The 20090-nt window shown below is 71.3% G+C and carries 16 protein-coding genes; 12 read left to right on the top strand and 4 right to left on the bottom strand.

What is annotated here, in order from left to right; all coding sequences use genetic code 11:
• Positions 1-101: 101 nt before the first annotated feature.
• Positions 102-1016, top strand: a complete 915-nt coding sequence (locus tag FED44_RS22185; RefSeq protein WP_138461904.1) for an SDR family oxidoreductase — start codon at positions 102-104, stop codon at positions 1014-1016.
• Here the strand turns inward: FED44_RS22185 and FED44_RS22180 are convergent.
• Both FED44_RS22180 and FED44_RS22175 read right to left on the bottom strand, forming a co-directional pair.
• Entirely contained in the window at positions 1000-3204 is a 2205-nt protein-coding gene (locus tag FED44_RS22180; RefSeq protein ID WP_138461903.1) for a sialidase family protein, read from the bottom strand. The two genes, FED44_RS22185 and FED44_RS22180, sit on opposite strands and share 17 nt — an antisense overlap.
• Before the next feature lie 242 nt (positions 3205-3446).
• Positions 3447-4589, bottom strand: a complete 1143-nt coding sequence (locus FED44_RS22175; RefSeq protein ID WP_138461902.1) for a cellulose binding domain-containing protein — start codon at positions 4587-4589, stop codon at positions 3447-3449.
• Positions 4590-5343: 754 nt separating this feature from the next.
• Here FED44_RS22175 and FED44_RS22170 point away from each other — a divergent pair.
• From FED44_RS22170 to FED44_RS22125, 10 genes are all read left to right on the top strand, one after another.
• On the top strand, positions 5344-6615 hold the full coding sequence (locus tag FED44_RS22170) for a cytochrome P450 (protein ID WP_208759119.1): 1272 nt from the start codon (positions 5344-5346) through the stop codon (positions 6613-6615).
• The gene (locus FED44_RS22165; RefSeq protein WP_138461901.1) at positions 6612-7514 is read left to right on the top strand and encodes a terpene synthase family protein; all 903 of its coding nucleotides are present in this window, start codon (positions 6612-6614) and stop codon (positions 7512-7514) included. The genes FED44_RS22170 and FED44_RS22165 overlap by 4 nt, the downstream gene beginning before the upstream one ends.
• Positions 7515-7516: 2 nt before the next feature.
• A complete protein-coding gene (locus tag FED44_RS22160; RefSeq protein ID WP_244302138.1) occupies positions 7517-9082 on the top strand; it encodes a prenyltransferase/squalene oxidase repeat-containing protein in 1566 nt (521 codons plus the stop codon).
• A 204-nt stretch (positions 9083-9286) separates the two neighbouring features.
• Positions 9287-11569: a sensor histidine kinase gene (locus FED44_RS22155; RefSeq protein ID WP_117409734.1), complete on the top strand. Its 2283-nt coding sequence runs from the start codon at positions 9287-9289 to the stop codon at positions 11567-11569.
• Positions 11566-12000: a roadblock/LC7 domain-containing protein gene (locus FED44_RS22150; protein ID WP_117409735.1), complete on the top strand. Its 435-nt coding sequence runs from the start codon at positions 11566-11568 to the stop codon at positions 11998-12000. Before FED44_RS22155 ends, FED44_RS22150 begins: the two co-directional genes overlap by 4 nt.
• Positions 11997-12371, top strand: a complete 375-nt coding sequence (locus FED44_RS22145) for a DUF742 domain-containing protein (protein WP_117409736.1) — start codon at positions 11997-11999, stop codon at positions 12369-12371. The genes FED44_RS22150 and FED44_RS22145 overlap by 4 nt, the downstream gene beginning before the upstream one ends.
• On the top strand, positions 12352-12939 hold the full coding sequence (locus FED44_RS22140; protein ID WP_117409737.1) for a GTP-binding protein: 588 nt from the start codon (positions 12352-12354) through the stop codon (positions 12937-12939). The genes FED44_RS22145 and FED44_RS22140 overlap by 20 nt, the downstream gene beginning before the upstream one ends.
• Before the next feature lie 273 nt (positions 12940-13212).
• Positions 13213-14499, top strand: coding sequence for an extracellular solute-binding protein (locus tag FED44_RS22135; RefSeq protein WP_117409738.1), 1287 nt, complete (start codon positions 13213-13215; stop codon positions 14497-14499).
• A 7-nt stretch (positions 14500-14506) separates the two neighbouring features.
• Complete coding sequence (locus FED44_RS22130) at positions 14507-15433, top strand: carbohydrate ABC transporter permease (RefSeq protein ID WP_117409739.1); 927 nt, start codon at positions 14507-14509, stop codon at positions 15431-15433.
• Positions 15430-16287: a carbohydrate ABC transporter permease gene (locus FED44_RS22125; RefSeq protein WP_117409740.1), complete on the top strand. Its 858-nt coding sequence runs from the start codon at positions 15430-15432 to the stop codon at positions 16285-16287. Before FED44_RS22130 ends, FED44_RS22125 begins: the two co-directional genes overlap by 4 nt.
• On the opposite strand, the gene FED44_RS22120 is transcribed toward FED44_RS22125, so the two are convergent.
• Positions 16277-17971: a glycosyltransferase family 39 protein gene (locus tag FED44_RS22120; RefSeq protein WP_138461900.1), complete on the bottom strand. Its 1695-nt coding sequence runs from the start codon at positions 17969-17971 to the stop codon at positions 16277-16279. The two genes, FED44_RS22125 and FED44_RS22120, sit on opposite strands and share 11 nt — an antisense overlap.
• Positions 17972-18089: 118 nt before the next feature.
• Between FED44_RS22120 and FED44_RS22115 the strand changes: the two genes are divergently transcribed.
• Positions 18090-18998 (top strand): GNAT family N-acetyltransferase, encoded by a 909-nt coding sequence (locus FED44_RS22115; RefSeq protein WP_138461899.1) that lies wholly within the window; start codon positions 18090-18092, stop codon positions 18996-18998.
• A gap of 370 nt (positions 18999-19368) precedes the next feature.
• Here FED44_RS22115 and FED44_RS22105 read toward each other — a convergent pair whose 3' ends face one another.
• Positions 19369-20055 carry an SH3 domain-containing protein gene (locus tag FED44_RS22105; RefSeq protein WP_138461897.1) on the bottom strand — a complete coding sequence of 229 codons (687 nt, stop codon included), beginning with the start codon at positions 20053-20055 and terminating at the stop codon, positions 19369-19371.
• Positions 20056-20090: the final 35 nt, after the last annotated feature.

Raw genomic sequence — 20090 nt, 5'->3', positions numbered from 1 at the left:
CTCCTCGGGATCGCGATCAGCACCCTAACCGAAAGCACGCACTGCCCACAGGGATCGCGGCCAACACTTTTCGTCGGTGGCGTCTGGCAGCATGACGACCCATGACGGGAAGCCTGGAGGGGAAGGTCGCTCTGGTCGCCGGGGCGACCCGCGGTGCGGGCCGCGGCATCGCGGTGGAGCTGGGCGCGGCGGGTGCGACGGTGTACGTGACCGGCCGCACCACGCGTGAGCGGCGTTCGGAGATGAACCGCCCGGAGACGATCGAGGAGACGGCCGAGCTGGTCACCGCCGCCGGAGGGCGGGGGATCGCGGTGCCGGTCGACCATCTCGACCACGACCAGGTGCAGGCCCTGGTGAAGCGGATCGACGCCGAGCAGGGCGGGCTCGACGTGCTGGTCAACGACATCTGGGGCGGGGAGCTGCTGTTCAGCTGGAGCGACCGGCTCTGGGAGCACTCCCTCGACGACGGCCTGCGCATCCTGCGGCTCGCCGTCGACACGCACATCGTCACCAGTCACTACGCGCTGCCCCTGCTGATCCGCAGGCCGGGCGGGCTGGTCGTGGAGGTGACCGACGGCACGGCGGAGTACAACGCCGCCAACTACCGCGTCTCGTTCTTCTACGACCTCGCGAAGACCTCGGTGCTCCGCATGGCGTTCGTGCAGGCCAAGGAGCTGGCGCCGTACGGCGCGGCGGCGGTGTCGCTCACGCCCGGCTGGCTGCGCTCGGAGATCATGCTGGAGCACTTCGGCGTGACGGAGGCGACCTGGCGGGACGCGCTGGTTCGCGAGCCGCACTTCGCCATCTCCGAGACCCCGGCCTTCGTGGGGCGCGCGGTCGCGGCCCTGGCCGCCGACCCCGAGGTGAGCCGCTGGAACGGGCAGTCGTTGTCCAGCGGAGGGCTAGCCCAGGTGTACGGCTTCACCGACGTGGACGGCAGCCGCCCGGACGCCTGGCGCTACATGGTCGAGGTGCAGGACGCCGGCCGCCCCGCCGACGTCACCGGATATCGGTAGCGGCGGAGCCGCCGAGGGTGGCGGTGACCAGGGTCCAGTCGACGTGGGCGACGGCGGCGTTGCCGCCCGCCGTGCCCGCGACCCAATGCGTGACCTGCGGCGCCTCCCTGCTGTCCGGCACGACCCAGGCCGCCCCGGTGTCGACGCCGTCGCGGGACAGCCGGGCCACTCCCGCGCTGTCCACGGCGACCCTCCAGGTGGCCGGCCGCCCGGCGCCGGTGAGCGAGACGACCTTCTCCCAGGTGCCGGAGCCCTTCTTCATCGTCCACACACCGCTCCGCTGCACCGTCAGCATGAGCCGCCGGGCGCCGTTGGCGACCTTGCAGCCGAGAGCGACCCCCTGTCCGGTGCGGGGATCCAGGGCGCTGTCGTCGATCACCCGGCCGTGGAACTCCAGAGTGAAGTCGCAGGCCGTGGTCACGTCGAGCGGCAGCGTGGCCGCCGCGACCCGGCTCGTGGTGCTGCGCAGGCGCAGGCCGCCGTCCAGGAGCGACGCTCCGCCCGCCGGGTCGAGCCGCCAGCCCTGCCAGGACCCGCCGGCCACATGGTCGGTGACCTCCAGCAGGTCGAGCACGGCCTCTCCGTCGCTCCGGACCGACACGCTCCTCGGGCCGGACGACGCGGGGAGGGCCCACCGGGAGGCCGTGGGGGAGGCGGAGGGGAGGGACTGCGCGACCACGGTGCCCGTGGCGTCGACGATCAACCGCCACCGGTCGTCCGCGCCGGGGACGGGCACCGGCCCCTGCGCGGTCAGCACCTGCGGCCCGCCGGGACGGACAACGGCGGTAAGGAGTCGCGTGCCCGTGTTCACCTCGATCCTCAGGCCCTCGCCCGAGGCGGGGAATCGGGTCACCCTGCCGTGGAAGGTCAGGACGAAACCGCCCGGCGGTCCGTACGGACGGCTGATCCGCCCGGCGGCGAGGCGCAGCGCGCCCGCGGGGTCCGGCACCGTCACGCCGCCGCTCCGGGTCCACCCGATCCACCCGGGGGCGATCCCGGTGAAGACCTCCGGCAGGTCGAGCCGGGCGGCCCTGATCTCGATCTGGTTGTGCTCCCAGACGACGAAGAACCGGCCCGGCTCGTACTCGTCGGCCGAGGCGTAGACGTCCCAGCCGCGGGCCGCCCCCGAGGTCAGTCGCCTGCCGTCGGCGAAGAGCCGTCCCGGGCCCCACGGCGTGCCCGGCAGTTTGACCTTGTAGTGGAGTACCTCGCGGTACTGGTCGGGCTTGCCGGACGCCGGGCCGGTGAACGGCCCGGCCAGCGTGTTGTAGATCGTCAGGTAGCGGCCGTCGGAGTCCCCGGTGAAGAACGTCTTGACGTAGTAGTTCGGCAGTTCCGGGTCCACGGTGAAGGCGGACCAGGTCAGCCCGCCGTCCACGCTCGTCGCGGTCGCGGCGTACGCCGCGTGCGAGCGGTAGTACGCGTCCTTGTCCGCCGCGGTGCCGCCGCGGATCGTGCGGGCGACCATGAGCAGCGTGCCCGGGTCGTCCTGGGCCACCACGACCTGGGGTTCCTCCACCGACAGGCCGGGCGGGTTGGCCGCGAGGGCGCCGGGCGTCCAGGTGACCAGGTCCGCCGAACGCAGCACGCCGGCCCTGGTGGTGCCCCCCGCCGCCTGCCAGTACGGCACCAGCCACAGGCCGTCGTGCCTCAGCGGTTTGCCGGCCACCACGACCCCTCTGGTGTTGGCGGGCACGGCCACCGACACGGGGAAGCCGGTCCACGTGCGGCCGCCGTCGGTGCTCTTCTTCGCGACCATCGTGACGGGGAAGCCGTCGACGTTCCCGGCGGCGTCGCGGTCGGCGCCGATGGTGATCCGGCCGAGGAGCGCGAGCAGCGTCCCGCCGTCCTTGAGGAACATGACGTAGTGGTAGCGGTGCTCGGACGTGTCGGCCGCGAGCGTGCCGATGGTCCAGGTGCGGCCCGCGTCGCCGGAGCGGCCGTACATGATCGCGCCCTGGTCGGTGGGGGAGGGGTCGTGCGCGTCGGCCACTCCGGCACGCCAGGCCACCACGAGACGGCGGGCGTCGAGCGCGGCGATGTCGGGCACCCGGTTGCCCTCGTGCGGAAGCTCGCCCGGCGCCGGGCCCTCGACGCGGCCGTCCACCCGGCCGTCAACGGTGACGGGGTTGCGGACGGCGGCGCCGACCACGTCGATATCGGGCCATGACCGGTCAGACTGCGCCATCGTCCCAGGGAACACGTTTGTCGGCCGGTGGGCAGGGCTGGTCGCGGGGTTTTAAGTTCGTGTGCATCTGCCGGTAACGTCCCCCGCCCGGCTCGCTCCCGGAGGACCGGCCGTCCGCCTGGGGCCGTGCCGCCGCCGTTCGCGCGCGTCCCCCGGGGCCCGCTCGGGGCACCGGGGGACGCCGGGGGACGCGCGCCTGCCGGGCGGGCCGCCGCGCCGTGACCGGCCGGGCCCGGTGGAGGTCAGGGGATGGCCACGCAGCCCGGAGCGGGAGCGGAGTTGACGCCGTTCCAGGAGGCGAGGAAGCCCAGGGTGGTGGTGGCGCCCGCGGCGAGGGAGCCGTTCCAGCTCACGTTCTTCGCCGTCACGTTCGCCCCGCTCTGGGTGACTGTGCCGTTCCACGCCTGGGACACCTGCTGGCCGTTCGCGAAGGTCCAGGTCACGGTCCAGCCGCTGATGGGGGCCGTGCCGGTGTTCTTCACCGTGACTTCGGCCTGGAAGCCGCCGCCCCACTGGTTGGTGACCACATAGGAGGCGGCGCAGCCTGAGGAACTGGGCCGGGCCGACGGCGACTGGGACGGCGACTGCGACGGCGATGCGGACGGTGACGGCGAGGGAGAGGGCGAACGTGAGGGCGACGCGGACGGCGAGGGAGAAGGCGAAGGCGAAGGCGACGCGGAGGGCGACGGCTGTCCGCCGCCGAGCAGCGCCGCCAGGGCCGGGTACCACCTGTCGGCCATCTTCTGGTCGCCGCTCGCGTTGGGGTGGACGCCGTCGTAGGTGTCCGCGCTCGTGCTGAAGCCGGTCCACTGGTCGACCACCTGGATCGGGGACGCCGCGGTGGTCTTGGCGGCGGCCCAGCCGGGGATGGCGTTGTTCAGGTCGACCACCCGCTGCCCGCACTCGGGGCAGGTGCCCGGGTTCATCGGAATGATCTTGGCGACCAGCACCCGCATGTTCGGGTTGCCGGCCCGCATCTGGTCCACGAGCTTGCCGTACGCCGCGAGGACGGTCGCGGTGGGCTTGTTGCTCCACACGTCGTTGGTGCCGAAGTGCATCAGCACGATGTCGGGACGGGTCGCCGAGAGCCATCCGGGCAGCTGGTTCTGGTCGGCCACGTTGGTGACCAGCGCGCCGCCGTGACCCTCGTTGTCGCCGTCGTAGGCGACCGAGCAGCCCTGGGGAGGCAGCGTTCCCACCATGTCAATGTTGGTGAAGCCGTTGCTCTGCAACCTGTTCCAGAGCAGGGCCCGCCAGCAGCCGGGCGATCCGGTGATCGAGTCGCCCAGCGTCATGATCCGCACCGGGGCCGCCTGCGCGGGCCGGGTGACGAGCAGCCCGAGCACCACGAGCAGGGCCGCCAGGGCCGCGCTTCTCTTCGACATACCGCTCTCCCTCGTGCCGTCCGGCGCGATGGTAGGGAGCGGTGACCCGTCCGGCCCAGGGACGGCCCCGGGAGAACGGGCCTACCTGGGACGTTTCATGTACGTTTCAGTTTTGATCTTGCATCCGGATCCTGCGCGGGACCTTGAACGGGGCCCGGCCGGGACGGGTGCCGCGACCGGCCCGCACCCGCCGTCGCCTGGGGCGATGCGGGTTCCGCCGGGGCGGCGGGACCGAATATGCTGCAGGTCCGTTCGCTTTTTCGCACGTCACCGAGAGGATTCGGTCCCCATGTACAAGGAGTTCCTCGGCGAGGTCGTGGTGTGGCTGATCCCCATCGTCATCCTCGTGGGCATCGCGCTGCTGGTGACCAGCCACGGCTGACGCCGAGCCGTGAGGGCCGGACCGCTATGGTCCGGCCCTTTTTCGTTGTGCCTGGTTGCGGTGGTTTCGGCGTTCCCGAACCACGCCAAGGGGTCCCCGATGGTCTATCTGGTAATGAATCCCTACAAAAGTATCACTAGGCCAGAATCTTGATCAAAACTTCCTCGGCGTGTGATACTCCGCCAGTGACGATCGGTGTGGTCACTGGACGAGGCCCAGGCGAGGGGCGTCCGGCCACATGCCTACCGCGAGAGGGAGACGGCCGTGACTTCCGAGGCGATCGACATCAGGCCACCGGCGAGATCCTTATCCCTGCCATTGCGCCGTACCGTCCGTCCCCTGCTTCGTGACCCGGTAAACACGCTCGCCGGATTGGCCCGGCAGGCGCGCGGCGAGGTCGTCCGGCTCAACCTGGGTCCGTTCCGCCCCTACCTCGTAAGTCATCCGGACCACGTACAGCACGTCCTGCGCGGCGACTGGGAGAACCACCCGCGGGAGGGCGTCTTCTGGAAGCCGGTGGAGCGGCTGGCCGGCCGGAGCATCCTCACCGAGGGCCCCGACTGGGAGTCCAGCCGGAGAATCCTGCAGCCCCTCTTCACCGCCAGGTACGTCGCGAGCCTGGCCCAGGACATGGCCGAGACGATCGACAAGGAGCTCACGGCCTGGGAGGCGTACGCCCGGGAGGGGCGCTGGATCGACATCTGCGAGGAGCTGGCCCGCCTGGTGAGCCGGATCGTCATCCGGGTCCTGTTCGGCGACAAGATCTCCGTCGCGGACGCCGAGCGGCTGGCCCCGGCGTACGCGATCGCCGCGACCTCGTTCACCTCCCGGTTGCTGGTGCCCTTCGCGCCCGAGTGGTTCCCGATGCCCGGAGACCGGGCTTTCAGGCGAGCGGTCGAGGTGATCGACGACGTGGTGCTGCCGCTGGTCAGGCAGGCCCGCAGGGATCCCGGCGACGGCAACGACATCATCTCGGCGCTCGCCCGCGCCCGTGCCGACGAGGACGGCCCGGCCGCCGAACGGCGGATCCGCGACGACCTCGTCAGCATCTACGGCGCGTCGGGCGAGACCACGGCGGTGGCGCTGACCTGGCTGTGGCCGCTCCTCCACGATCACCCAGAGGTCGCCGCGCGTCTGTACGAAGAGGTGGAGATCGTCGTCGGGCGCGGCCCGGTGGACGCGTCCTGCCTGCCCCGGCTGACCTACCTGAAGTCGGTGTTCCAGGAGATGCTCCGGCTGTATCCGCCGGGCTGGATGATGCCGCGTATGGCGCTGCGGGCCAACCTCCTCGGCGACGTGCCGATCGAGCCCGGTTCCACCCTGCTCATCAGCCCTTACGTGACCCAGCGGCTGGAGGAGTTCTGGGACCGTCCGGACGAGTTCGACCCCGAGCGGTTCGCGGTGGACAGGCGTGAGCGGCGGCACCGGTACGCCTACTTCCCCTTCGGCGGAGGCCCCCATCTCTGCATCGGCCAGCACCTCTTCTACATGGAGGCGCCGCTGATCGTGGCCGGCATCCTGGCGCGGTTCCGGCCGCAGGTGCGCGCCCCCCGGCCGCTCACGCCGTTCCCGGGCGCGTCGATGCGGCCCAGGGAAACGGTCGAGGTGCGCCTTGAGCCCGTCGCCGGAGGCGCCGGGGCATGAGCACGGCACCACGTCCCGACGCCGGGCAGCCGGCGTCGGTGGCGGCAAGTGGCAGGACCTGCGCCCTCGCGGCGCGCTGTCAGCGAGACCTCCAGGAGTGCGCCGCCGCGTTCCCCGAGCTGTTCGCGGCCAGGCCGTTCGACGCGACGCTGTACGCGTCGGTGTCCCTGGCCAACGCGTTCGGGTCTCCGGACGCGACCGCCGAGCGGCTGAGGATCGCCAACCGCACATCCCTGTGGATCTTCGCGGCCGACTGGTTGATCGATCACGAGGCCACCTCGCGGACGGAGATCGACGACATCGTGCGCGGGGCGCTCGCGGTCGCGGACGACCGCGCGCCCGATCCGGACACGCCGCTCACGCGGTTCCTCGCCGTCATCCGCGACGAGCTCGCCGGGTCCCCGCTCTTCCCACCGCTGCGCGCGGCCTGGCGGGACGAGCTCGAACGGATGCTCACGGCAATGGCGCGCGAGTGGGATTGGAAGCACCAGGTCTCCGGCGGGGACTCGATGCCCTCCTTCGAGCAGTATCTCGGGAACGCCGGGAATTTCGGATCGACGTTCGTCAACGTCTCGCACTGGATCCACGCAGGAGACCCCGGCGTCGTTCCCCGCCTGGACGAGCTGACCGAGGCGAGTGACGCGGTGCAGCGCGTGCTGCGTCTGCTGAACGACCTCGCCACCTACGAGCGCGACGTCACCTGGGGTGATCTCAACGCCCTCCTGCTCGGCGTGACCAGGGACGAGGTGGTCGCGCACATCGGGATCCTCACGAAGGAGTGCCGGGAGCGGCTCCGGTCGCTGCGGAGCGGCCGCCCGGACGAGTCGGCCTATCTCGAACGGCAGATCGGTTACAGCACGGGCTTCTACGGGCTCGCGGACTACTGGGGCGAACTTTGAAAGTGAACGACCTTGCCCCGCCGCCGGCGACCGACGTCGTGGGCGCGGCCCAGGACCTGGTGCTCGGGCTGATGTCGATGCCGTGGGGACAGGTATCCCCGTCCGTCTACGAGACCGGCCGCCTGGTGACCCTGGCCCCCTGGCTCACCGGGCACGGCGAGCGCGTGCGCTGGCTGCTGGGCAACCAGCGCCCGGACGGAGGATGGGGAGCCCCGGACGGTTACGGGCTGGTGCCCTCCCTCAGCGCGACCGAGGCTCTCCTTTCGGTGCTGGGCCGGGGCGAGGACACCGGCGTACTGGTGGAGGCGCTGCGGGAGGCCGCCGCGCGGGGCCTGCGGCGGCTGTCCCGTTGCCTCGGCGACCCGCGCCTGTCGCTGCCCGACATGCCGGCCATCGAGCTGATCGTCCCGTCGCTGGTCGCGCGCATCAACGACCATCTCGCCGCGAACGGGATGAGCGCCGCCCTCGCGCTGCCCGCCGGGATGAGCGAGGCCCCGCTGGCGGCGGTCCGCAGGTGGGTGGCGTCGGAGGAGGAGATCCCCCAGAAGCTCCTGCACGCGCTGGAGATCGCCGGGGACGCGGCCCACGGCGCGGCCGCGGTCCACGTGACCGAGATCGGCACGGTCGGGGCGTCGCCCGCCGCGAGTGCGGCATGGCTGGGTGACAGAGGACCCAGTGAGCCCGGGCATCCCGTCCGCTGGCACCTCGAGGCGGTGGTGCGGCGGCACGGCGGCCCGGTGCCGGTGGGCCTGCCGATCACCGTCTTCGAGCGCGGATGGGTGCTGAGCTCGCTGGCGCGGGCCGGCATATCGTTCGAGGTCCCTCCGGAGATGCTGGTGGACCTCAGGACGGCGATCGGTCCGGCGGGCACGCCGGCGGGCGCGGGGCTGCCGCCCGACGCCGACACCACCTCCGTCGCCCTGTACGCGTTGACGCTGCTCGGCCTGCCCCAGGATCCCGGCAGCCTGTGGGCGTTCGAGACGCCGACGCATTTCTGCACCTGGCAGGGAGAAGAGGGCGCGTCCGTCAGTGTCAACGCTCACGTGCTCGACGCCTTCGGGCGGTACGCCGCGGTACGGCCGGAGGCCGCCCCGGCGTACGCGCCGGCCATCCGCAAGCTGTCCGGATGGCTCCGCGAACAGCAGCGGCAGGACGGGAGCTGGGACGACCGGTGGCACGCGTCGCCGTACTACGGCACCGCGTCCTGCGGCCTCGCGCTGCACGAGTTCGGCGGAGTGGAGGCGGCGGACGCGGTGCGGGCCGGTGTCGAGTGGGTGCTGGACACCCAGCGCGACGACGGCGGATGGGGCCGCTGGGCCGGTACGGTGGAGGAGACCGCCTACGCCCTGCAACTCCTCCTGTTCGCCGGCAGCGGGCGGCGGGTGACGGAGGCGGCGGCGCGGGGGTACGCCTACCTGCTGCGGTCGGCCGACGTGTCCGAGGGACCGCCGCTGTGGCACGACAAGGATCTCTATCGGCCGCTGGCGGTCGTGCGGGCGGCCGTTCTGGCGGCGATGCACCTCGCACAGTCTCGATCACTTGTTGTGAGGCTCGCTGGTCAAGTATGATCAACGCTCGGGAAATCCGTCATTTTCGGAAAAGTGGACATTATTGACCACATTGCTCCGGCTTGAGGGGTTTTCTTGGCATTTGCTAAGGTGTCCGAGATGTAGCGCGGGTTTTTGGGTGAGCAGCGCGTGCGACCCCTTGACGTCGGGCGATGTTAATCGCCGCGAAACGCTCGCGTATCGCCGATTTCGCAGGGTGGTCTCATGCGCTTCCGTAATTCCAGCGTGCGGACCAAGGTGACGGCTTTGCTGTTGTCCCTTGTCGCGCTGTGGGCGTTCGCCGCGTGGGTGACGCTACGGGAGGGCCTCAACCTGGTCTGGGTCGCCGTCTACGACAGTGGTGTGGCGCAGCCGAGCGAGACGCTCCTGGTCGAGCTCCAGCGGGAACGGCGGCTCACCGTCGTCGCCATGGGGAACCCCTCGGCCGACCGCGGCAACCTGCGCGCGCAGCGGGCGCGGACGGACGCGGCGGCCGACGAGTTCCGCCGCCTGGCCAAGGGCGGAAACGTGCAGTTCGCCGCCGACGCGGTGCTGAAGCGGCGTATCGACGAAATGATCCGCCAGCTCGACGGGCTGCCGAAGAACCGCAGTCTCGTCGACGGCGGACAGTCCGACCGCAGCAGGGCGTACGACTCCTACACGACTGTCGTCGACTCCGTCTACCGCACCTACGACGCGCTGGCCACCCTGGACGACAAGGACGTCGCGCACGACACGCGTACGCTCATCGACCTGAGCCGGGCACGGGAACTGCTCTCGGAGGAGGACGCGCTGCTCGCCGGAGCCCTCGCCTCCGGGCGGCTGACCGTGTCGGAACGCGCGAGGTTCACGGAGATCGTCGGCGTTCAGCGCTTCCACAAGGCCGAGGCCGTCATCGCGCTGCCCGACTCCGACCGCGCCATCTTCGAACGCCTGGAGCGGGGACAGAGCTTCACCCGCCTGCGTGCGCTCGAAGAGAACGTCATGCAGAGCTCGCGGCCGGGCGGCCTTCCGCCGATCGGCGCGGAGCAGTGGCGGGCCGCGACGGAGCCCGCTCTGGCGGAGCTGCAGAGCGCGATCCTGGAGGCCGGTGACCGCCTGGTCGAGCGGACCACTCCCGTCGCCGCCGCCGTCATCGCCCGGCTCCTGCTGGCCGGTGTGCTCGGCCTGGTGGCGGTCGTCGCGTCGATCGTCCTGTCGGTCACGACGGCCAGGGCGCTGGTCCGCCAGCTGGAGAAGCTGCGGGAGGCCGCGCTCGAGCTGGCCAACGAACGGCTGCCCGGAGTGGTCTCCCGCCTCGCCCAGGGCGAGAAGGTCGACATCCGCGCGGAGGCGCCGCCGCTGGACTTCGGCCCGGACGTCATCGGCCAGGTGGGCGCGGCGTTCAACACCGTGCAGGAGACCGCGATCCGCACCGCGGTCGAGGAGGCGCAGCTCAGGCAGAGCATCCGCGACATCCTGCTGAGCCTCGCCCGGCGTACGCAGTCGCTGGTCCACCGCCAGCTGACCCTGCTCGACGTGATGGAGCGGCGTGAGTCGGACCCCGCGGAGCTGAAGGACCTGTTCCGCATCGACCACCTCGCCACCCGCATGCGGCGCAACGCCGAGAACCTCATCGTCCTGTCCGGGGCGTCCCCCGCCCGTGCCTGGCGGCGCTCGGTGCCCATGGTCGACGTCGTGCGCGGCGCCCTGGCCGAGGTCGAGGACTACACCCGGGTCACCGTGCTGCCCATGGGGCAGACAGCGCTCAACGGACGCGCGGTCGGCGACGTCATCCACCTGCTCGCGGAGCTGATCGAGAACGCGGTGTCGTTCTCCCCGCCGTACACGATGGTGCAGGTGGGCGGTCAGGTGGTGGCCAGCGGGTACGCCCTGGAGATCGAGGACCGGGGTCTCGGGATGAGCCCCGACGACCTGGAGACGGCCAACCAGCGGATCGCCGATCCGCCCGAGTTCAACCTGTCCAGCACCGCGAGGCTGGGCCTGTACGTGGTCAGCCGTCTCGCCGAGCGGCACGGCATCAGGGTGTCGCTCAAGGCGTCGCCGTACGGCGGCACGACCGCGGTCGTCCTGCTGCCGCGCGAGCTCGTCATGGAGAGCGGCGACGAACACCCCGAGCAGGAGACCCGTCCTCGTCTCGACCGACGGGAACGCGGGGCGCGCGAGATCGCGCTGGTGGGCGCGCCCGACGCGGACCCGCTACCAGTCCAGGAGGTGGTTCCCGTGCCGAGGGCAGCAGAGACGCCCAGGCCCGCGCCGATCGCCGCCGAGCCGGCCGGGCCCGAGCCCCCGGCCGCGTTCACCCCGTCCGGGCTGCCGTTCCGGGTGCCCCAGGCGAGCCTCGCTCCGGCGCTCGCCGAGGAGCCGAAGGGCGGCGCGGAACCGGAGGACGAGGAGGACCGCTCGCCGGAGGACGTCCGCAAGATCATGGGCTCGTTCCAGTCGGGGACCAGGCGCGGCAGATCCGAGGCCGCCAAGCTGCTAGGTGAAGGGGAGGACAACCTGTGACACAGAAGACCGGCGCGTCCGCGGACCTCGCGTGGCTGCTCGACGACCTCGTCGCGCGGGTCCGCGAGGTGGAGCACGGCATCGTGTTGTCCACGGACGGTCTGCTGCTGGCGACCTCCCAGGGCCTGCGCCTGGAGGACGCCGAGCATCTCTCCGCCGTGGCGTCCGGGCTGCAGAGCCTCGCCCGCGGTGTCGGCGAGCGCTTCAAGGGCGGCCAGGTACGGCAGACCATCGTGGAGATGAAGTCCGCGTTCCTGATGGTGACGGTGGCGGGGCAGGGCGCCTGCCTGGCCGTGCTCTGCACCGGCGACGCCGACGTGGGCCTGGTGGCGTACGAGATGGCGATGCTCGTCGCGCGTGTCGGGCAGTACCTGACCTCGCCCGCGCGGACGACGATCGACCGGGCCACGGGCAGGGAGGTCCGCCTGTGAACCTTGACTGGAGCCCGGACGAGGAACGCTTACTCGACGCGCCGACGATCCGCCCGTACGTCATCGCGCGCGGCCGTACGGAGGCGCAGGACCGCTTCGACCTCATCTCGCTCGCGGTGACGATCCGCCCCACCACCGGAGCCGAGATCGGGCTCGACCCCGAGCACCAGGCGATCGTACGGCTGTGCCGCCGGGCGATGTCGGTGGCGGAGATCGCCGCTCACCTGGACCTGCCGGCCGGGATCGTCCGGGTCCTCCTCGGCGACCTGTTCGACCGGGGGTTCGTGGCCGTGCAGCAGCCCCAACCGGAGATGGACGTGCTCGACGAGCGGATGTACAAGGCGGTGCTCGATGGTCTCCGGGCGCTCTGACACCCTGAAGATGCCCAAGGCGATCAAACTGCTGATCGCCGGCGGCTTCGGGGTCGGCAAGACGACGATGGTCGGCGCGGTCTCGGAGATCCGCCCCCTGCGCACCGAGGAGACGCTGACGAACCTCAGCGTCGGTGTGGACGACCTGTCCGGGGTCGAGGCGAAGGCGACCACCACCGTGGCCATGGATTTCGGCCGCATCAGCATCGGGCAGGACTTCGTCCTCTATCTCTTCGGCACCCCGGGCCAGGAGCGGTTCTGGTTCGTGTGGGACGAGCTGGCCCGGGGAGCGCTCGGCGCGGTGGTGCTGGCCGACACCCGCAGGCTGGCCGACTGCTTCCCCTCCGTCGACTACTTCGAGCGGCGCGGCACCCCCTTCGTCGTCGCGGTGAACTGCTTCGACGGCGCACCGGTCTTCGACCTGGACGAGGTCAAGCTCGCGCTGAACCTCGGCCAGGACGTGCCGATCCTGCTGTGCGACGCGCGCAAGCGGGAGTCGGGCAAGGAGGTCCTGATCGCGCTCGTCAAGCACGCGTACGGCCGGCGGCCGACCGCCGCCGCGCACTGACGCGTCCCGCGTCTTCAGGAGGCCGTGTCCCCACACGGCCTCCTTCCGTTTTCAAGTGACTTGAGAGGTTCGTGCACTAAGGACTGATTTATTCCTTTATAACCCTTTTGTGATTAGAGCGGCGAACATGCCTTTCTTTCGCCTCCGGCGGCTCGTAACAGCTGCACAACAGCCGTTGATATGAGCGTGAGCCCGCTGTAGCCTCTGCCCCATCGCAGAAACTATCGGTCTGAATTCCGAAAGTTTCGGTTGGAATCCAGAAGGGAAACCACCGTGAATTTAAGTCGTCGGAGTGCGGCGCTGCTGGCGGCGTCCGCGCTTGTCCTCGGGGGATGCGGTAGTACCGGGAACGATGCCGGCGAGAGCAAGAGCTCAGCCGAGGGCAAGGTGACGGTCGAGTGGTGGAACATCTGGACCACCGAGCCATTGAAGAGCTACGGCGCTCAGGCGATCAAGGATTTCCAGGCCAAGCACCCGAACATCACCATCAAGAGCGTTCCCTATGAGAACGAGGCGTTCAAGGCGAAGCTGACGACGCTCACGCAGTCCGGCAAGGCGCCGGACGTCTTCCAGACCTGGGGCGGTGGCGTGCTCGGCCAGCAGGTCGACGCGGGCCTGGTCAAGGACCTCTCCGGCGACGCCGGTTCCTGGCTCGGCACGTTCACCGACGCGGCGCTGTCGGCGTACCAGATCGAGGGCAAGACGTACGCGATACCGGACGACATCGGCATGGTCGGCTTCTGGTACAACAAGGCCCTGTTCAAGAAGGCCGGGATCGCCGAGCCGCCGGGGACCTGGTCGGAGCTCATCGACGACGTCAAGAAGCTCAAGTCGGCCGGCGTCACCCCGATCGCCCTGGGCGGCAAGGACAAGTGGCCGGGCCACTACTACTGGGCCTACCTCGCCATGCGGATCGGCGGCCTCGACGCGCTGAAGCAGGCGGGTGCGAGCAAGGACTTCACGGGCGCGCCTTTCGTGCAGGCGGGGCAGAAGCTCAAGGAGCTCGCGGACCTCCAGCCGTTCCAGAAGGGCTTCCTCGGCGCGACCTACGGCGACCCGGGCGGCCAGGCCGCGACCATGGGCGACGGCAAGGCCGCGATGGAGCTGATGGGCCAGTGGGCGCCCGCGGTCGAGAAGGACGCCGGCAAGGGACTCGGCGACGACCTCGGCTTCTTCCCCTTCCCGGCCGTCGACGGCGGCGCCGGCGCGGTCACCGACGCCTTCGGCGGCGGTGGCGGCTTCGCGATCGGCTCCGAGGCGCCGGCCGAGGCGATCGAGTGGGTGAAGTTCCTCACCGAGAGCAACGAGCACCGCAAGGCCGTCGCGACCGGCGGCGTGCTCCCGGTGCTGAAGGGCGAGGAGGACGCGGTCACCGACCCGAACCTGAGCGTGGTCGCCAAGAACCTCGCCGGGGCGACCGGGTTCCAGCTCTACCTCGACCAGGCGTACCCGCCGGCCGTGGGCCAGGAGGTCAACGACAGCGTGGCCCAGCTGATCGGTGGAACCAAGACGCCGGAGCAGGTGGCTCAGGCCATCACGGAAACGGCGAAGTCGGAGTAACTGCCGCGTGAAGACGACGAGACCCCGGAGCCGCCGGCTCCGGGGGTTCACCACGATCCTCCTGTTCCTGCTGCCCGCGCTCGTGCTCTTCTTCGGGCTTGTGGTGGCGCCGATCCTGCTCGCCTTCTACGCGAGCGTCTTCAAGTGGAACGGCATGCGCGGCCTGCCCACCGACTTCGTCGGGCTGGCGAACTTCACCCGCCTGCTGGCGGACGAGGTCTTCCTGGGCGACCTGTGGCGCGGCCTGTTGCTGATCATCCTGTCGCTGGTGGTGCAGCTTCCCCTCTCGCTGGGCATCGCCATGCTGCTCAACCAGAGGATCCGCGGCCGGGCCTTCTTCCGCCTGCTGTTCTTCGCCCCGTACATGCTGTCAGAGGCGATCACCGCGGTCCTGTTCATGATGATCCTTTCGCCGACGGACGGCCTGGCCAACGTCGTCCTGGGCTGGTTCGGGGTCGACCCCCTCGACTGGTTCGCCGACCCGTCGTCGGTGATGATGTCGGTGTTCATCGTCATGACCTGGAAGTACTTCGGCTTCCACATGATCTTGTACATCGCCGGGCGCCAGGGCATCCCGCGGGAGCTCACCGAGGCCGCCCAGATCGACGGCGCGACCGGCTGGAAGGTCTTCCGCTACGTCACGCTGCCGCTGCTCGGCCCCACCATCCGCATCAGCGTGTTCCTGTCGGTCATCGGTGCGATCCAGCTGTTCGACCTGGTCTGGATCATCACCGGCGGAGGCCCGTCGCACTCCTCCGAGACCATGGCCGTGACGATGTTCCAGTTCGGTTTCAAGCGCTTCCAGGTCGGCTACGCGAGTGCGATCAGCGTGGTGATGTTCTTCATCAGCCTCGTGTTCGCGCTCTTCTACCAGAGATACGTCATGCGGCGTGACCTCCAAGGAGCCTCCACCGTGCTGCGAGAACAGCGATGAGCACCAACCGCCACAAGCAGTCGCCGGCGTCGGGCGGTCTCCTGCGCAGCCTGTCCCTGCACACGATCGTCGTGATCACGGCGTTGTTCGTCGCTGTCCCGCTGGTGTACGCCGTGCTCGGCGGCTTCAAGACCACCCGGCAGCTCTCCAGCAACCCGATCGGCCTGCCCGACCCCTGGATGCCGGAGAACTACGGGGGCATTCTCGCCTCGGGGTCGTTCTGGCACATGCTCTGGAACAGCACCTACATCGCGGTGCTGACCACGCTCGTGGTCGTCGCGGTCTCGGCGCTGGCGGCCTTCGTGTTCGCCCGGTTCGCCTTCCGTGGCCGCGAGGCGCTGTTCACGATGTTCGCCGCCGGGCTCATGTTCCCGTTCGCGGTGGCGATCCTGCCGCTGTTCGTGCTGCTGCGGATGTTCGGGCTGCTCGACAACCCGCTCGGCGTGATCCTTCCGCAGGCCGCCTTCGGCATGCCGATGACGATCATCATCCTGCGCGGCTTCTTCCGGGCCATCCCGGGAGAGATCGAGGAGGCGGCGATCCTCGACGGGTGCACCCCGTTCGGCTTCTTCTGGCGGATCCTGCTCCCGATGGCCCGGCCCGCGATCGCCACGGTGTCCGTGCTGGCGGTCGTCAACAGCTGGAACCAGTTCATGCTGCCGCTGGTGGTGTTCAGCGACGACGGTTTGTTCACGATCCCGCTGGGCGTCCAGCAGTTCCAGGGCCAGTACGCGACGGACGTCGCCCGGGTCATGGCCTACATCGTGGTCGCGATGCTGCCCGCCCTCGGTTTCTACGCAGTGGCCGAGCGGCAGCTCGTCAGCGGCCTCACCGCGGGGGCCGTCAAGGGCTGAGCCGCGTGTACAGCCGTACGGTGTAGCCGAGAACCCGGAAGGCCCGCTCCTTCCGGTAGCCCTCCCGCAGCAGGTCCCGCTTGGCCGTGTCCCGCGCGGACGCCAGGTCGGCGGGCGCGGGATGCGGGCGGCTCACCACCCACACCCGGGGCGCCGCGCCCAGCGCGGCGACGAGGTCGCCCGCGGGCAGTTCCCGGCCGGCCAGCGTGCCCGACTCCGCGCCGCCGGCCCTGATCGCCGCGTCGCGGACCCCGTCGAACGAGGCGGGGTACGCCTCGGCGACCAGGCGGCGGATCGAGGGCAGGAAGAGCACGGCGTCTCCGGGCCGCCGTCCCGACCCGACGACCCGGGCCGCGGCGGCCGGGTCGTCCGGGCGGCTGTCGATCCGCCGGACGGCGGCCTGGTCCGGCAGGGACGCCGCCAGCAGCAACACCGGCAGCGCCACCGCGGCGGCTGCCCGCGGCGCGATCCGCCACCAACCCCGCCACCCACCCGGCGACCGGCCTGGCGACTGTCTTGGCGACTGGCTCGGCGACCGTTCCGGCGCCCGTCCGGGCACGAGCTTTACGGCCCGGGCCAGCCCCGCGCCCGTCAGCAGCGCGAGCCCCGCCATCGAGAACAGGACGTAGCGGTCCTGGTAGAAGGGGTGGATCCGCGAGACGGCGATCAGCAGGGCGGGCGGCAGCACGGCGAGCGGCACGGCAACCGCCACGAGCCCCACGGCGTTGGCGCGTCGGTCGCCCAGCCCCGGTGTCAGTCCCGGTGTCAGTCCCGGTGTCAGCCCCGGTACGAGTCCCAGTGTCAGTCCCAGCAGGACGAGCACGACGGTCGCCGCGAGCGAGAGGCCGGACCCGGCGAACCGCGCCACGAGAGCGCGCACCTCGGGCCAGCCGGGCCGCTCCAGCCATGAGACCTGGTCGCGCTGCCCGAACGCGATCCACGCGAGGGGCAGGACGGCGAGCAGGGCGCACGCGCTCGCTCCGGCCCACTGGAGCGGCACACCCCACCGCCGCGGCCCGTCAGGGACACCGGCGTTCTCGCCCGGCACCTCGTCTCCCGCGGTCCGCCCGCGGGCGCCGATCGAAACCGTGGCCGCGTGCGCCACGAGTGCCAGGGCGGCGAAGAGGTTGAGCAGGCACGCCACCGCCACCGCGACGGCGTACCAGATCCATCTCCTCGTGCGCGCCGGGTCCTCCAGCGCCCGCGTGAGCAGGCGCGTGGCCTCCACCACAGCGGCCCCGACCAGCGCGTACGACCGGCCCTCCTGGCCGTAGGCGACGACGGCGGGGGCCGTGCCGTACACGAGGCCCGCGTAGAGGCCGGCCGGGGCGGAGACCAGCCGCCGTCCGATCGCCGCGACGCCGGACGCCGCGACGGCCGTGGCGAGGACGGAGGGAATCCGGATCGCGACCTCCGCCGGGACGGCGTCGCCCACGAGCCCGAGAAGAGGATGGAGCAGCAGGTAGTAGCAGCCGTGCACCGCGTCGACGTTCCCCAGCGTGCGCCAGAGGTCGGGCAGCGGCCTTCCCGCGACGACGTACGTCGTCGCCTCGTCCTGCCACATCGACCCACGCCGGATGCCCCACAGACAGGCGAGCAGCGCGGCCAGGGCCGGGACGGCCGGCAGGGCCGCGTCGCGAGCGCTCCGCCCGGGGCGGGCGCCGGCGTGGTGCCTGATCCTCACACGTCCTCCGTGTCGTCTGGCTGGTTCGCGTCCCACCCGATGCCCCGAAGGGCAACGGGAAGGGGAACGGGGCCTAAGGTGAACCGAACGTGAGGAAAACTCGTAGGGAGAGACACCGATGACGGAGTCCGTCGTCGTCCGTACCGCGACAGAGGCAGACGTTCCCGGACTGCGCGCCGTCGCGAACCACTTCCGGCTTCTCGGCCGGTGGCCGGTGCGGCCGGACTTCCTGGACGCGGAGCGCGACTTCGGCGCCGTGGTCGTCGGCGAGGTGAACGGCACGATCGCGGGCTTCGGCGCGACCCTGCCCCGGGGGAAGATCACGCACCTCGGAGATCTGTTCGTCCTGCCGGACCGCCAGTCGTCGGGAGCGGGCCGGATGATCCTGGCGCGGCTGCTGCCGTCCGGCGCCCCCATGATGACGTTCGCCTCGGCCGACCTCAGGGCGCTCGCCCTGTACGTCCGGTTCGGCATGCGACCCCGATGCCCCCTGCTCTACCTCAGCCGCCCGGGGAGCGGACGCGGGAGCGCACGCCCGTCACAGAGCCGCCCCTCACAGAACGGACGGGCGGCACGGGCGGGGAGCGAGGCTCCCATGGGGGCCGCCCTCGCGGGCCCGGAGAGCGACCGGTTCGCGCCGGGAGCCCGCGACGTGGACGCGGCGGTGGCTCTGGACGCCCGGATCTCCGGCGGGGAGCGGGCCGCGACCCTCGGCTGGTTCGCGGGCCTGCCCGGCGTGACGGTGCGGGCCGCCGCCTCGGGGTACGCGTTCGTGCGGGTGGCCGGTGACAAGGCCGTCATCGGGCCCGCCGGAGGCGACACCCCCCAGGACTGCGTCGAAGCGGTGCTGGAGGCGGCCGACGCCTGCTCGGGCGCGGACTCCGTCGAGATCGCGGTGCCGGGCACACATCCGCTGCTGCCCCTGCTGCTCGACGCCGGATGGCGCATCGACGACCAGGACACGCTGATGACCAGCGAGGACTTTCTCCGTCTCGACTGCTACGTCCCGCACCCCGACCTCGGCTGACCAGCCTGAGCGGCACCGCGATCGGTTCGGAACGGGCGTGGGCGTCCTGCCCCGGCGGCGAGCCGGGGGCGGGACACCCGGCCTTGGGGCGACGCTTGGGACGGGTGGGGATGCCTCCCGTCCCCGGCCAGGGGGACACCGGGGACGGGACGGCGGAGGCGGCCCCTGCGGGAAGGACGTCCAGCGCGCCGGGCCTGCCGGTACACGGTCGCCGGAACCACCCCGACCACGGAGACCACGGAGACCACGGAGACCACGGAGACCACGGAGACCACGGAGACCACGGAGACCACGGAGACCACGGAGACCACGGAGACCACGGAGACCACGGAGGCGGCGGTGGCGGCGCGGCGACGGACCGTCGCACTCCCTACGGGATCTTCCGCAGATAGCGGGCCGAGGCCCAGCCGGGGATGCCGTCGGCGGTGTCCACGGCCACCCAGCCGTGGTCGGCGGCGCAGGCTCCGGCGATGTTGCCCTGGGCCGGGCTGATCTTCCCGACGGGGACGTGACCGAGCCCCGCGCTCTCGCGGACGTTGAGGTAACCGCCCTTGTGCACGTGTTTCAGGCGGTAGGCGCACGACAGCGAGGGCCGGCCGCTGAGATCGAGCCTGTGCAGGTAACGGGCGGAGGCGAAGCCCGACGCGCCGTCGGCGGCTCTCACCGCGATCCAGCCGTGGGTGACGGCGCAGGCCCCGGCGAAGCCCCCGTCGGACACCCGCAGCCTGCCGACGGGGGCGTGCCGGCGCCCCGCGCCCCCGCGTACGTGGAGAAAACCTCCCGCGCTCACGCCCCGGAGGCGGTAGGCGCACACGCGTCCGGGGGCCTGCCCGGCCTGGCGCGCGGCCTCCTGGCGGGGGCCGGCGGCCGCGTGCCGCCCGGGGCGCTCCGGCGGGCGGACGGCCTCCCGGTGCGGCACGGTGGCCACGGATCCGCCCGGTGCGGGCGGCCGGGCCGCCGTGAAGCCGTACGCGGGATGGCCGAGCCACTCCGCCGAGGCCCACCCCGCCGAGGCCCACACCGCCAGCGCGGGAACGACGATCCTGGCCACTCTCACGATCTCTCCCTTCGGGTCGCGTCGCTCGACGCCCG

The organism is Microbispora triticiradicis (assembly GCF_005864065.1).
Lineage (GTDB): Bacteria > Actinomycetota > Actinomycetes > Streptosporangiales > Streptosporangiaceae > Microbispora > Microbispora triticiradicis.
Note: the sequence above shows the minus strand (reverse complement) of the source record. Positions and strands in the feature narration are given on the sequence as shown.